Source organism: Levilactobacillus muriae, from assembly GCF_045862015.1.
Lineage (GTDB): Bacteria > Bacillota > Bacilli > Lactobacillales > Lactobacillaceae > Levilactobacillus > Levilactobacillus muriae.
This window is the reverse complement of record NZ_BAAFRU010000014.1, coordinates 18,283-30,047: the sequence shown is the minus strand read 5'-3', so window position 1 is coordinate 30,047 and position 11,765 is coordinate 18,283. Positions and strand designations below refer to the sequence as shown.

The 11,765-nt window shown below is 48.6% G+C and carries 12 protein-coding genes; 10 read left to right on the top strand and 2 right to left on the bottom strand.

Annotated elements, in window-relative coordinates:
* Window positions 1-53 precede the first annotated feature (53 nt).
* Entirely contained in the window at window positions 54-512 is a 459-nt protein-coding gene (locus ACKTSF_RS10410) for a low molecular weight protein-tyrosine-phosphatase (RefSeq protein WP_407889192.1), read from the bottom strand.
* A 104-nt stretch (window positions 513-616) separates the two neighbouring features.
* On the opposite strand from ACKTSF_RS10410, the gene ACKTSF_RS10405 reads away from it, so the two are divergent.
* The 10 genes from ACKTSF_RS10405 (at window position 617) to ACKTSF_RS10360 (ending at window position 10,635) form a co-directional block, all read left to right on the top strand.
* Window positions 617-1,195 (top strand): LemA family protein, encoded by a 579-nt coding sequence (locus ACKTSF_RS10405; protein ID WP_407889190.1) that lies wholly within the window; start codon window positions 617-619, stop codon window positions 1,193-1,195.
* 8 nt (window positions 1,196-1,203) lie between these two features.
* A complete protein-coding gene (htpX, locus tag ACKTSF_RS10400; RefSeq protein WP_407889188.1) occupies window positions 1,204-2,097 on the top strand; it encodes a zinc metalloprotease HtpX in 894 nt (297 codons plus the stop codon).
* Between the two features lie 73 nt (window positions 2,098-2,170).
* Window positions 2,171-2,956 carry a hypothetical protein gene (locus tag ACKTSF_RS10395; RefSeq protein WP_407889187.1) on the top strand — a complete coding sequence of 262 codons (786 nt, stop codon included), beginning with the start codon at window positions 2,171-2,173 and terminating at the stop codon, window positions 2,954-2,956.
* Between the two features lie 216 nt (window positions 2,957-3,172).
* Window positions 3,173-4,558: a UDP-N-acetylmuramoyl-tripeptide--D-alanyl-D-alanine ligase gene (locus tag ACKTSF_RS10390; protein ID WP_407889185.1), complete on the top strand. Its 1,386-nt coding sequence runs from the start codon at window positions 3,173-3,175 to the stop codon at window positions 4,556-4,558.
* Between the two features lie 194 nt (window positions 4,559-4,752).
* Window positions 4,753-6,342: a degradosome RNA helicase CshA gene (gene cshA, locus ACKTSF_RS10385; RefSeq protein WP_407889183.1), complete on the top strand. Its 1,590-nt coding sequence runs from the start codon at window positions 4,753-4,755 to the stop codon at window positions 6,340-6,342.
* Between the two features lie 472 nt (window positions 6,343-6,814).
* Window positions 6,815-7,957, top strand: coding sequence for a baeRF6 domain-containing protein (locus tag ACKTSF_RS10380; protein WP_407889181.1), 1,143 nt, complete (start codon window positions 6,815-6,817; stop codon window positions 7,955-7,957).
* Window positions 7,958-8,397: 440 nt separating this feature from the next.
* Window positions 8,398-8,760 (top strand): holo-ACP synthase, encoded by a 363-nt coding sequence (gene acpS, locus ACKTSF_RS10375; protein ID WP_407889179.1) that lies wholly within the window; start codon window positions 8,398-8,400, stop codon window positions 8,758-8,760.
* The gene (gene alr, locus ACKTSF_RS10370; protein WP_407889177.1) at window positions 8,760-9,887 is read left to right on the top strand and encodes an alanine racemase; all 1,128 of its coding nucleotides are present in this window, start codon (window positions 8,760-8,762) and stop codon (window positions 9,885-9,887) included. Before acpS ends, alr begins: the two co-directional genes overlap by 1 nt.
* Before the next feature lie 84 nt (window positions 9,888-9,971).
* Complete coding sequence (locus ACKTSF_RS10365; protein ID WP_407889175.1) at window positions 9,972-10,199, top strand: hypothetical protein; 228 nt, start codon at window positions 9,972-9,974, stop codon at window positions 10,197-10,199.
* Window positions 10,200-10,236: 37 nt separating this feature from the next.
* Window positions 10,237-10,635 (top strand): type II toxin-antitoxin system PemK/MazF family toxin, encoded by a 399-nt coding sequence (locus ACKTSF_RS10360; protein ID WP_020090454.1) that lies wholly within the window; start codon window positions 10,237-10,239, stop codon window positions 10,633-10,635.
* 396 nt (window positions 10,636-11,031) lie between these two features.
* On the opposite strand, the gene cbpA is transcribed toward ACKTSF_RS10360, so the two are convergent.
* Window positions 11,032-11,673 (bottom strand): cyclic di-AMP binding protein CbpA, encoded by a 642-nt coding sequence (cbpA, locus tag ACKTSF_RS10355; RefSeq protein ID WP_057732787.1) that lies wholly within the window; start codon window positions 11,671-11,673, stop codon window positions 11,032-11,034.
* Between the last annotated feature and the right edge of the window lie 92 nt (window positions 11,674-11,765).

The window sequence follows — 11,765 nt, the reverse complement described above, 5'->3', positions numbered from 1 at the left end:
TGGTTACCAACCGTAGTTAGCACGCAAAGGTCATTGCATAGGATTGATTTCAGTTACTTAAGTTCATCCAGCCAAGCTGGCAGAGCGGTTGCAAGTTCCTGATAAGTTAACTCGAACTTGTGCGTATACCAAGGGTCGTCAATGGGATCTCCTTCACGTCCTGGTATGATGTCGAGGCAGAGCTTGACCTTGGCGGCATCTACGCGATTAGGGGCCATTCGCTGTAGGTTAGCCACGTTGGCGTGGTCCATGGTGATGATGGTATCGGCCCAATCAAAGTCCTCGGCAGTGATTGGGCGAGAACGGTGCTGACTGGCATCGAGTCCATGGGCGCGCATGGCTTTGAGTGCGCCAGGATGGGGATGATTACCCTCTTCTTCCGAACTGGTGGCAACTGAGGCGACTGCGAATTGACCGGTGAGTTGGTGCTGTTCAAGTAAGTCGTTAAAGATTGCTTCAGCCATGGGGGAACGACAGATGTTACCTAAGCAAACAAAAAGCACGTGCTGCATGGGAAACCTCCTAATTATTGGTAAAGCCAGGCATACATACTGGAGTCTGGTTTTAGCCTTTGTTATGATGAGTGTACCAGAAATTTTGAGAAGGAGTGATAGATATGGCCTGGATTATTTTAATTATCGTGTTAGCTATCTTGGTAATTTGGTACGTGAGCGCCTACAACGGTCTGATTAAGACCCGGACGTACGTGCAAGAATCTTGGAGTCAGATTGATGTACAGTTGAAGCGGCGGAATGATTTGATTCCGAACCTGGTTTCCACAACCAAGGGATACGCCAACTATGAACAGGGAACATTGAAAAAGGTGGTCGAACTCCGGAATCAATTAACTGCGATTCCTGCCGATGACCATCAACAAACGATGGAAGTTTCTAATCAATTATCCACTACCCTGCGGTCCTTATTTGCTTTATCTGAAAATTATCCAGATTTAAAGGCTAATACGCAGTTTACACAGCTGATGGAAGAATTGACCAACACTGAGAATAAGATTGCCTATTCCCGCCAGCTGTATAACAGTTCTGTGGCTAAGCTGACGTTGATGATCCAATCGTTCCCAAGTAACATTGTCGCTAAAGTTCACCACTTTCAGGTCAGCGAATACTTGCAAGTTCCTGAAGAGGAGAAAACGACTCCCAAGGTTAACTTTGACGACTTCAACCAATCCAATAAGTAGGCGATAAGATGCTCTTTGAACAAATTGCCAGAAACAAGCGACGTACCGGCTACGTCATGTTTGGCTTTGGCCTATTGGTCTTAGCCATCGGTGCGGCTCTCGGTTATCTGTTCTGGAACAACTGGGAGTCAGGTGCCATTATTGCCGCGGTTGTTGCAGTCATTTACATGCTCATCATGATCGGTCAGTCGACCAACGTGGTGATGAGTATGAATCACGCGCGCGAGATTACCGATGTGAGTCAGGCCCCACAGCTGTGGCACCTCATTGAAGACATGGCAATGGTTGGTAAGGTACCAATGCCGCGCGTGTTCATTATAGATGATCCCAGTCCGAATGCGTTTGCGACCGGGAATAGTCCAGAGAAATCTGCAGTTGCAGTCACGACGGGAATTCTTGATCGCTTAAACCGGGAAGAACTCGAAGGGGTAATCGGGCATGAGATTTCTCACGTCCGCAACTACGATATTCGGTTACAAACGATTGCGTTGGCGTTATCCGCTGCAATTGGGATGCTGGTCAATTTTGCTAGCAACTGGTTGTGGTGGGGTGGCGGTCGTCGGCGTGATAGTGACCGGGATTCCGGTGGCAATGCCATTGCATTAGTCATTTCCATTGTGTTAGTCATCCTGGCGCCGCTCGCTGCCAGCATTGCGCAGATGGCGTTATCCCGGAATCGAGAATATCTCGCCGATGCCTCCAGCGTCGAGCTGACACGGAATCCACAGGGCCTGATCGATGCACTACGGAAGATTGATGATAGTGAGCCAATGAAGGCCGCGGATCCGAACAGTTCAGCACTATACATTGGGGATCCCTTTAAAAACAAGCACCGCTTGGGTGACTTATTTGCCACACATCCACCAATCGCTGATCGCATTGCGCGCCTCGAAAAAATGTAAAAATAAAGGTGCAGTTTTTACGTGAGTTTCGTAGTACAATTAACAGTGAGATCAGGGGAAAGAGTGTAAGGCTATGCGTGGAAATTTTGTGTATTTGAGTTTAGAACCCGTGACGAATATGATCTATTCGTTGGGGATATCACCGGCTGATTTTTTAAATGGGATCCCAGCGATACCCAATCAGCTCCTTTTGTTAAATGATGAATCTGGGAGCGACGTTGAGATTAATCCCCACACGCGTCTGCAGACCATCACGGGTCAAACTCAGATTCGGCGCTACTTGCTGGCGAAGCACGAATACGCTGTTAAATGGGTAGATTATGCTCACGGTGATGACTTGGATTTCCTGTTACCAGCAGAAATTGCCGAGCTCCTGTATCTGGCCCATATGGAAACGCATATTCGGACACCGTTCTATGCGAAATTGCAGAACGACTATGCCTATTTAACGTTACGCGATGGCTTCTACAAAACATATTACCGCAACCTGCCAAACTTTGATCACGTGTTGGAAGTTAGTATCAAGCGGCATCTGCGCGCGATGCATAACAATCGCTGGGTATTTGCCCGGCCCTTGGCAATCAGTGACGTTCCGCATGAGATCCTGATGCAACTCGTCCAAGGACTGTTAGATGGCACAATCATTGCCTTCGATCAACTGGTCGAACGGCACCGTACCTACGTCATTCCTGTACGAGCGATTACCCATCCAGAGCGGCAAAACACCTGGTACTCGCAAGAAGAGGTGTATGCCGACTCTCGTGAGGTGGCAAGCTTGCGTTACGATCTGACCACGCGTGAATGGGCATTAAGCATTCACGATAATCAGGTATTCAGTGATGTTAAAGACTTAATCTAAAAGTGTCAAAACCATCGATGGCTTAACGGCTGTCGGTGGTTTTGTGCGTTAAGGCTCCCCAAAATCTGACGAGTTTTAAGCTAGTCCGTTAGAATTCATGGTATAATGAGTCTCAGTATTTCATTTCGACACTATTGGGGAGGCTGACTAACTTCCTCGACACTAACTTAAGGCGGAAGGGCGTTACGCTCTGCCCGTTACATAGGAGCATAAAACATGAAGATGCAGCTTGCTGAAATTGCCCATGCAGTTGGGGCAGTCAATGATTTCGAACAATGGCGGAGTATCAGTGTCACCAGTGTGGCATTTGACAGTCGACACCTCCAACCCGGAGGCCTCTTTATTCCGCTGACGGGTGAACAGGACGGCCATCAATTTATTCAGTCGGCCATCGATCATGGCGCTGCCGCAACGCTCTGGGCTAGGGACTTAGCGACGGCCCCCGCCGACTTCCCTGTGATTCAAGTTGCTGATTCGCTGAAGGCACTCCAGGCATTGGCCCAGTACTATCTCACGAAGATTAATCCTCGGGTGGTTGCTATTACTGGAAGCAACGGGAAGACGACGACTAAGGACATGATTGCCAGTATCTTGGCGACCCAGTTCAACGTGACCAAGACCCACGCCAACTTCAATAATGAAATTGGGGTACCAATGACCGTGCTCTCTATGGAACCGAACACAGAAATGTTGGTCGTGGAAATGGGAATGGACCGGCCGGGTCAGCTCGACTTTCTGAGTAAGCTGGTTGCGCCCGATATTGCCGTTATCACCATGATCGGTGAGGCCCACATTGAGTTCTTCGGGACCCGAGACAAGATTGCTGATGCCAAGATGGAGATTACCCATGGTCTCAGCGAGGATGGCATCATCGTTTATAATGGTGACGAGCCATTGTTACGTGACCGGACGGCTAATCTGAATCTTCGAAAACGGACCTTTGGCCAACGTGAGACGACTGACCTGTTTGCGACTAATATTGAAGCAACGTCAACCTCTACCAGTTTTACCACTAACCTCTGGCCTGATAAATCCTTTACAATTCCAATGATCGGGACGTATAACGTGAATAATGCGTTGGCGGCCTTGTCAGTGGCCAATGTTTATCGGATTCGGCCTGAGAATGCACAGAAAGCACTTGCAGCTGTTAACTTGACTGAGAATCGTGCTGAATGGGTCAAGGGGACCGTCGGTGAGGATATTCTTAGCGATGTTTACAATTCCAATCCAACGGCTGTGAAGCAGGTTTTAGCGGCATTTTCGCAGACCCCAGTAGTTGGCAAACGTTATGCGGTTCTTGGCGATATGCTGGAACTTGGAACTCAGGCGGATGCGATGCATGCCGATGTTGCCAGTGCCATTGATCCCGATAAGATTAGCCACATCTATCTGGTCGGATCGCACATGATTGCGTTACAAAAGCGTTTGGCACAAGAAAAGCCGGATTTGCCGGTCACCCATTTCAATGCGAAATCCTTGCCAGCGCTTACATTGGCGCTTCAGGATATTCTGACGGCGGATGATCAGATTTTGTTAAAAGGATCGCACGGGATTCATTTAGAGCAAGTATTAGCGGCGCTACAGGAGTCGAAAGAAAAATAAATATTCATGTAAGCAGTTTCCACGAGTCGTGGGAGTTGCTTATTTTGTTTCCCCGTTGTATGATGGCTTAGTTGCTTATTTAGAGAAACAAACTTACCCCGCCTTAGCCAATCGTTAATCGCATCATGGAAAACGGATTTTTTCCAAGATTTATGAGGCACTGAGGCGATGCACCTATTAGGAGGAAATTATTTTTGAAGTTTAAAGAACTGGGTCTTTCTGAAGACCTACTGAAGGCTGTTACGACAGCAGGTTACGAAGAAGCGACCCCAATTCAAGCCGAGACAATCCCCATGGTTTTGGCTGGTCAAGACGTTATTGGACAAGCCCAAACCGGGACAGGGAAGACTGCGGCATTCGCCTTACCAATTCTTGAAAAGATTGATAAGAAGAACGAAAACGTACAAGCGCTGGTTGTATCCCCAACACGGGAACTGGCTATTCAAACCCAAGAAGAAATTTATAAATTAGGCCGTAACGAACGGGCAAATGTCCAAGTTGTTTACGGTGGTGCTGACATTCGTCGGCAAATCAAATCCTTAAAGAATCATCCTCAAGTCGTTGTTGGGACGCCAGGTCGTTTACTTGACCACATCCGTCGCCACACCTTGAAGTTGGACCATGTTCAGATGTTAGTTCTGGATGAAGCCGATGAAATGCTAAACATGGGTTTCTTGGACGACATTGAAGATATCATCAAGCAATTGCCAGAAGCGCGTCAAACGATGCTCTTCTCCGCAACGATGCCACCAGAAATCAAGCGGGTTGGGGTGCAATTCATGCACGATCCTAAGCACGTGAAGATTAAGGCCAAAGAATTAACGACCGACTTGATCGATCAATTCTACGTCCGTTCTCGTGACTTTGAGAAGTTTGACGTGATGACCCGTTTCTTTGATGTACAAGATCCAGATTTGACCATCGTCTTCACCCGGACGAAGCGTCGGGTTGACGAACTTTCCAGTGGCTTGCAAGCTCGTGGCTACAACGCTGCTGGGATTCATGGTGATTTGACGCAAAAGCGCCGGACCCAAATCATGAACGAATTCCGTCATGGCAAGTTGGATATCTTGGTTGCGACCGATGTTGCAGCTCGTGGGATTGACATCAACGATGTGACCCACGTGTACAACTACGATATTCCGCAAGATCCAGATAGTTACGTTCACCGTGTCGGCCGTACCGGTCGTGCCGGGAAGCATGGGGTTTCCATGACTTTCGTAACGCCTAACGAAATGGATTACCTGCGTGAAATCGAAAAGCTAACGAAGGTGCGGATGCTTCCTTTGAAGCCACCTTCGGATGAAGAAGCACTTGTTAGTCAATTAGGTGCAGCTAAGGATACAATTGCTGACTTGATTAACAAGACGGATACTGAAAAGTATGCGAAGACGGCTGAAGGTCTGTTGGCACAATATGATGCTGAAGACTTGGTCGCAGCTCTTCTGAATGATTTGACTAAGGACAACAATAGCCAAGTTCCTGTTAAGATCACGCCAGAACGTCCATTACCTAAGCGCGGTAGCAAGGGTCACGGTGGTGGCTACCACCATGGTGGCGGCAATCGTCGCGGTGGCAATGGTGGCGGTGGCTACCGTCATCGTCAAGATCGTCGTGGTAACGGCGGTAATGGCGGCGAACATCACGGTTCTCGTGGTGGACATGATTCTTCACGTAGTCATGACTCTCGTAACCATGGTGGCGATCGTAATCGTCGCAGTGGTAACAACGGTGGTCGGCGTTCTGAAGGTGGCCGTGGGTTCACCATTCGGAAAAAAGACTAAATTTAAGATAATTGATTAGAAGGAAGCAACTTTCAGTTAGGCAGACTGGGAGTTGCTTTTTCTTATGCACTTTTTTTAATGCGTTGTGAAAGTGGAACGTGAGCCGTTGTTGTCAAAGTGTTACCTGCTAACCATGCAAAGTATGAAATGCTTTATAAGCAACCACAAAGTGAATTAGACTGACTGATAGACGTTGAAAAATCGGCGGCTCTGAGAGATTGCCATACGCACATAAACGTTATTACAGGAGCAATCATCTAATGAATTATTGGAAAAGGTAAAATCCGTTGATGGCCAATACAACGGGCTTTGTGGTATATTGTGAAACTTATTACCCCACAAATCAATTTATGAGAGTATATTTTCTGTTGTGTTTTATTCCGCGACATGCTATTATTGTCTTATTGAAACAATACGATAAACCTTATCGAGTAAACTGACCCTAGACAAATAACCACGGAGGTTACTAATTATGGCCAATCATTTTGACTTACACGCTGCGACTGCTCTTGCCACTAAGCCAGGACCGTTCATGACCATGATCTTGCCTGTAACTGGTCTGCCGGCAACTGACCGGACTCAGTTCAATAGTTTGCTCAAGGCGGGGAAGCGACAGCTTGAGAGTGTCGCGCCTAACCGTGCGTGGGCTGCGTATGAGGCGTTCTTTGCACCGTACGAACAGGGCCCACTGACTAATGGGAGTGCCCGGGGACTCTTAATTATGGCTGGAGCCACGGAGAGTTATCACTACTGGTTACACACTGCGGTGGCGCCAACCGTGACCGTGACGTATCGGCCGAATATTTTACCAATCTTGCAATCGCGGGACTTGACGAGTGATTATGATCTATTGCTATTGGATAGTAAGGGTTTTGAACTGGCCCAGATTCGCGATGGGCGTCCTGAATTGGTTAACCTACCAGTCGAAGCGCCGACGACCTTGGAAAAGGCGTTGGGGAGCGAGCTTCGCGATCGTGGTCGTTGGCAACGCTCCGCTGGGGACAGTACGCACTACAGCGGAACGGGAACGTTGGATGCCAGTAAGGCTGCCGACCAACGAAACTACTTTATGGCGGTTGATGCTTACGTGAGCCAGCACGTCTCTAATGTTGATCAAGTACCTTTGATTCTCGTTGCTGCCGCCAACAATCAAGGGAATTTCCGCAAGCTTTCGCAGAATGCCTATTTGGACGCCAACGTTCAGGTCGTACAAAATCCGAATCTGGCGGCGGCAAACCAGAGCCTAGTGGCGTTAACGGTCGGCGTAAATAAGCAACGTCACGTCCAGGCCACACAGATTAGACAGGATGCCTATGACAAAGTTCGGCAACAGAATCAAGTTGTGCAGGATCTGGGTACCTTGGCAACAGCTGCGGTGCAAGGGCAGATTGCCAAGCTGTGGGTTCAAGACGATGCGAGTCAGTCCGGTCACTTAACAGAGAGTGGTGCCATGATGACTGCAACGGCTCTGAGTCGACAGAACAACTTGTACAACGACCTCGCGTTGCTGGTCTCGCAACGTGGTGGGCAGGTCGAGGTACTGCCGGCAGATGCAATGCCGACGCGTAGTCCCATTGCTGCACAGTTGCGGATCAGAGAGTCCGTTCAACTGTAGGGTGGTTTGGCGAAAAAAGTGACTTGTAAAGGTGTCGGTGGCTTCCCAGTCGTAGTGGCGGTCTACCGGCACTTTTTGCTGTTTTCATAGATTATCGGGCTGGGTACCTCTACTTTTAAATTGGATTCAAAATGTTGGCTACATTGTTTAAAACGGCCGGCTTACCGTTCATAAAATTTAGGCTGGAAAGCTGTGGGTAGGACGCCGTCAGCCTGAGAAGCGGTCTGCCAGCTCGCTTTGAACCGCCCAACCCGCGTTTCAAAGTCGCCATTTTCCAAGTTAATTCACTTGGACTTCCAATCTTTAGTTGGCTTAAAATAGAGGGTGATAGTCAACACCTTTAGATTAGTTTATGTTTTCGCTTAACCGGTTAAGTTGTAGAGGTTAATTCGGCACAGCTGTGCTAGAATATAACCTAGACATTATGGAGAGGTGACATCATGATCTACGGAACTGGTATCGATATTACCGACTTGGCACGGGTCAGGGACGTTGTGGCGAAGCAGCCACAGTTTTTACAACGGGTCTTGACGCCTGCCGAACTAGACGATTATCACGAATTGCGTGGGCAACGGGCAGTGGAATTTATCGCTGGGCGTTGGTCCGCCAAAGAGTCCTACAGCAAGGCCATGGGAACTGGTATTGGCCGGGAGGTAGGCTTTCAGGATGTTGAGATCCGAGATAACGATGCTGGTCAACCGATTGTGTGCCGACAGCCCTTTGCTGGGCGGGCCCACGTGTCGATTTCCCACACGGCGACCGTGGTCATGACACAGGTCATTTTAGAAAGAGGGCAAGCGTAATGGTAGTTGGGGTACACCGCCCAACGCAATTGGTCATTGACCGGGCTGCGTTACGGCACAACATTCACGCGGAGGTTGAACGGTTAGATCAAGGCTGTGAACTTTTTATGGTCGTCAAGGCTAATGGTTACGGTCATGGGGCAATTCAGGTTGCACAGGCAGCTAAGGACGCTGGTGCTACTGGATTCTGCGTGGCGATTTTGGATGAAGCTTTGGAATTACGGTCAGCCGGTTTTAACGAGCCCATCCTGATCCTAGGGGTGACCTCGCCAGCTGATGCACCGTTAATGGCAGCTGAGAGAATCTCTACGACGGTTGCGGCAACGGACTGGTTGTCCGATGCCCAAGCTTATTTGGATCTCGCAGAACCAACCGCAGAACCCCTACATGTTCATCTAGGCTTGGACACCGGGATGGGACGGATTGGTTTTCGGACAGTCCATGAATTGGCTACGGCGATTGACTTTTTAAAGAGTCATCAGTCAACTCTGGACTTTGAAGGTATTTTTACCCATTTTTCTACGGCGGATAGTCCGGATGACCACTACTTCAAGCAACAAGTTGCTAAGTGGCATGCGCTCACGGATAATCTACCGCATCGGCCCCGTTACGTTCACGTTTCCAATTCGGCGACGAGTCTGTGGCACGCGGCATGTAATGACAATATGGTCCGGTTCGGGGTATCTGGTTACGGCTTGAATCCTTCCGGGACGGCCATCGAAGCGCCATATGCATTACAGCCAGCACTGAGCTTGACTAGTGAGGTGGTCTTCGCAAAGAAAATTGTGGCTGGCGATGCCGTCGGCTATGGGGCCACTTATACCGCTGAACAAGACGAATGGGTCGGAACCGTTCCAATTGGTTATGCCGATGGTTACGAACGCCGATTGCAGGGATTCCACGTGTTGATTGACGGTCAAGCTTGTGAAATCATTGGTCGGGTCTGCATGGACCAATTGATGGTGCGTTTACCCCATGAGTATTCTCGGGGCACAATGGTTACCCTAGTGGGCCAGGATCACGGCGCTGAGATTACGTTGCAAGACGTGGCTGATTACTGTGGAACTATCCATTACGAGATTGCTTGTGGCTTTACCGGTCGGTTGCCTCGGCGGTATCTGAATTAATTTAGACGGGTTATAGTGTCCAGGTTCGGTGATTCGTGGTAAACTATATGAGTCGAGATGTATTCACAACCTAGGAGGAAAATCATGATCCGTTCTCAGCAATTAGACAGACCAGCTTTACGGTTACACATTTCCAAGAGGGTCCGGCGTCAGGCGTTGGTACCGTTGCGGTCGGCTGCAGCTGATAAACTTTCGTTAATTGCAGGGTATCAAGCGATGGCACTCATCAATCAGGATATTGCTCGAATCTTTACGCCGTGCGAAGAAGAAGCCGAGCGGCGATTGACCAAGTTTCGTAGAACACAACATTAAAAACTAGAATAGAATAGTAGATAGGGGATGGCGGCCCATGGCCCGTGTTGAAGTTAAACGCGGTGATGTGTTCTTCGCCGACCTATCACCAGTCGTTGGTTCGGAGCAGGGCGGTATGCGTCCCGTCCTGATCGTCCAAAACAACGTGGGGAACCACTACAGTCCAACCGTAATTGTGGCGGCAATCACCGCCCGGATCGAGAAACCTAAAATGCCGACACACGTCGGTATTTCGGCAGATCGAACCGGCATCGAGCGGGATTCCGTCATTTTGCTTGAGCAAATTCGGACGATTGATAAGCAGCGGTTGAAGGATCAGGTGACCCACTTGGATGTCAAGACCATGGCAGCGGTCGATGCTGCCTTGGCGACTAGCGTGGGCTTGGTGGATAAGTCGAAGAAGAAGCGGAAACGAAGTAACACCCGCACTACATAGAAATTTAGTGACAGTTAAGTTCGGAACTTTTTGTTCTGGACTTTTTTGTTACTACTTTTCGGATGAGCTGTAACGGATCGCCTGCGGTAGGCAACGTTGTCCCACCACCGCCTTACCGGCCGGTATAGTTGACTGAGGAAACATAGATTATGCGTTTAGAAATGTTGTTGACTTATGCTTAAACTTTAGGAACCGTTTGAGTTTGAGATTAGTGATTGAAGTTGACGTACACAATCAAAGCCGGAGGCGGCCGGAGTGCGGCTGTTTTTACCAATTTAGCCGTGCTAATTCCTAGTGTCGCAAGAGTAGCGCAAACATTTTTACTTTCAACCTTTAATCATGCAACAAAAAAATCGCTCCGCCAGTAAGTGGTGGGGCGATTTTTTTGTTGTTGATTTAGCTTTCGTGGCGTAAGTCTTCGATTTCAGGAACATGGAATTCTTTACGTTCGAGGGCTTTGACGATGCGGTCGAGCTTTTCTTCGTCAACTTCGGCGGGGAGGGTAAACATGGTCCGATGAACCAATTCACCTTCCTGGGCGTCTAAACTGATGACGCTGGCAATCGACGTATACTTTGTGATAATCTTAGCCATTCCAGCCAAGTCGCCACGTTCACCGGCAGAAACGACAGTGATCACGTAACTCCCAATGTTCACGTTCCAAGATTGAGATAACATATCCATCAGACGCGTATGGGTCAAGATACCGTAGAAGGCGTTCTTGTCATCTAACACGGCGATGTAAGGTAAGTCCTTGATGGAAAAGAAGACGTTAAAGAAGGCAGCGTTGACCGAAATAAACTTCGTGGCGTTCTTCAGTAATGACGTCACCGGGAGCTGCATGTCGCCGCCCCGAGATTTATGGCGATAGATATGCATCTTATAGATATTTCCCCGGAAGATCTGTCCGGTTTCATCTAGGATCGGCACACATCGATAGCCCGAATCTTCCAAGACTTTCAGGGCCTGTTCCAGGGTGACGTCCTCGCGAACCGTAACTAACCGCTCTTTTGGTTTCACTAGGGATTTTAGCAGCATAGCAGTGACCTCCTAAAATTAGAAACTTCTAATAATCTCCTTTAATAATACCATAGTTCCCCCAATAAATGGTAGCTCTTTTTCGTGAAAGA

Bases quoted from the DNA above. Each gene is read 5' to 3' on its own strand.
- ACKTSF_RS10410 (WP_407889192.1), bottom strand. From the start codon at position 512: ATGCAGCACGTGCTTTTTGTTTGCTTAGGTAACATCTGTCGTTCCCCC.
- ACKTSF_RS10405 (WP_407889190.1), top strand. From the start codon at position 617: ATGGCCTGGATTATTTTAATTATCGTGTTAGCTATCTTGGTAATTTGG.
- htpX (WP_407889188.1), top strand. From the start codon at position 1,204: ATGCTCTTTGAACAAATTGCCAGAAACAAGCGACGTACCGGCTACGTC.
- ACKTSF_RS10395 (WP_407889187.1), top strand. From the start codon at position 2,171: ATGCGTGGAAATTTTGTGTATTTGAGTTTAGAACCCGTGACGAATATG.
- ACKTSF_RS10390 (WP_407889185.1), top strand. From the start codon at position 3,173: ATGAAGATGCAGCTTGCTGAAATTGCCCATGCAGTTGGGGCAGTCAAT.
- ACKTSF_RS10380 (WP_407889181.1), top strand. From the start codon at position 6,815: ATGGCCAATCATTTTGACTTACACGCTGCGACTGCTCTTGCCACTAAG.
- acpS (WP_407889179.1), top strand. From the start codon at position 8,398: ATGATCTACGGAACTGGTATCGATATTACCGACTTGGCACGGGTCAGG.
- alr (WP_407889177.1), top strand. From the start codon at position 8,760: ATGGTAGTTGGGGTACACCGCCCAACGCAATTGGTCATTGACCGGGCT.
- ACKTSF_RS10365 (WP_407889175.1), top strand. From the start codon at position 9,972: ATGATCCGTTCTCAGCAATTAGACAGACCAGCTTTACGGTTACACATT.
- ACKTSF_RS10360 (WP_020090454.1), top strand. From the start codon at position 10,237: ATGGCCCGTGTTGAAGTTAAACGCGGTGATGTGTTCTTCGCCGACCTA.
- cbpA (WP_057732787.1), bottom strand. From the start codon at position 11,673: ATGCTGCTAAAATCCCTAGTGAAACCAAAAGAGCGGTTAGTTACGGTT.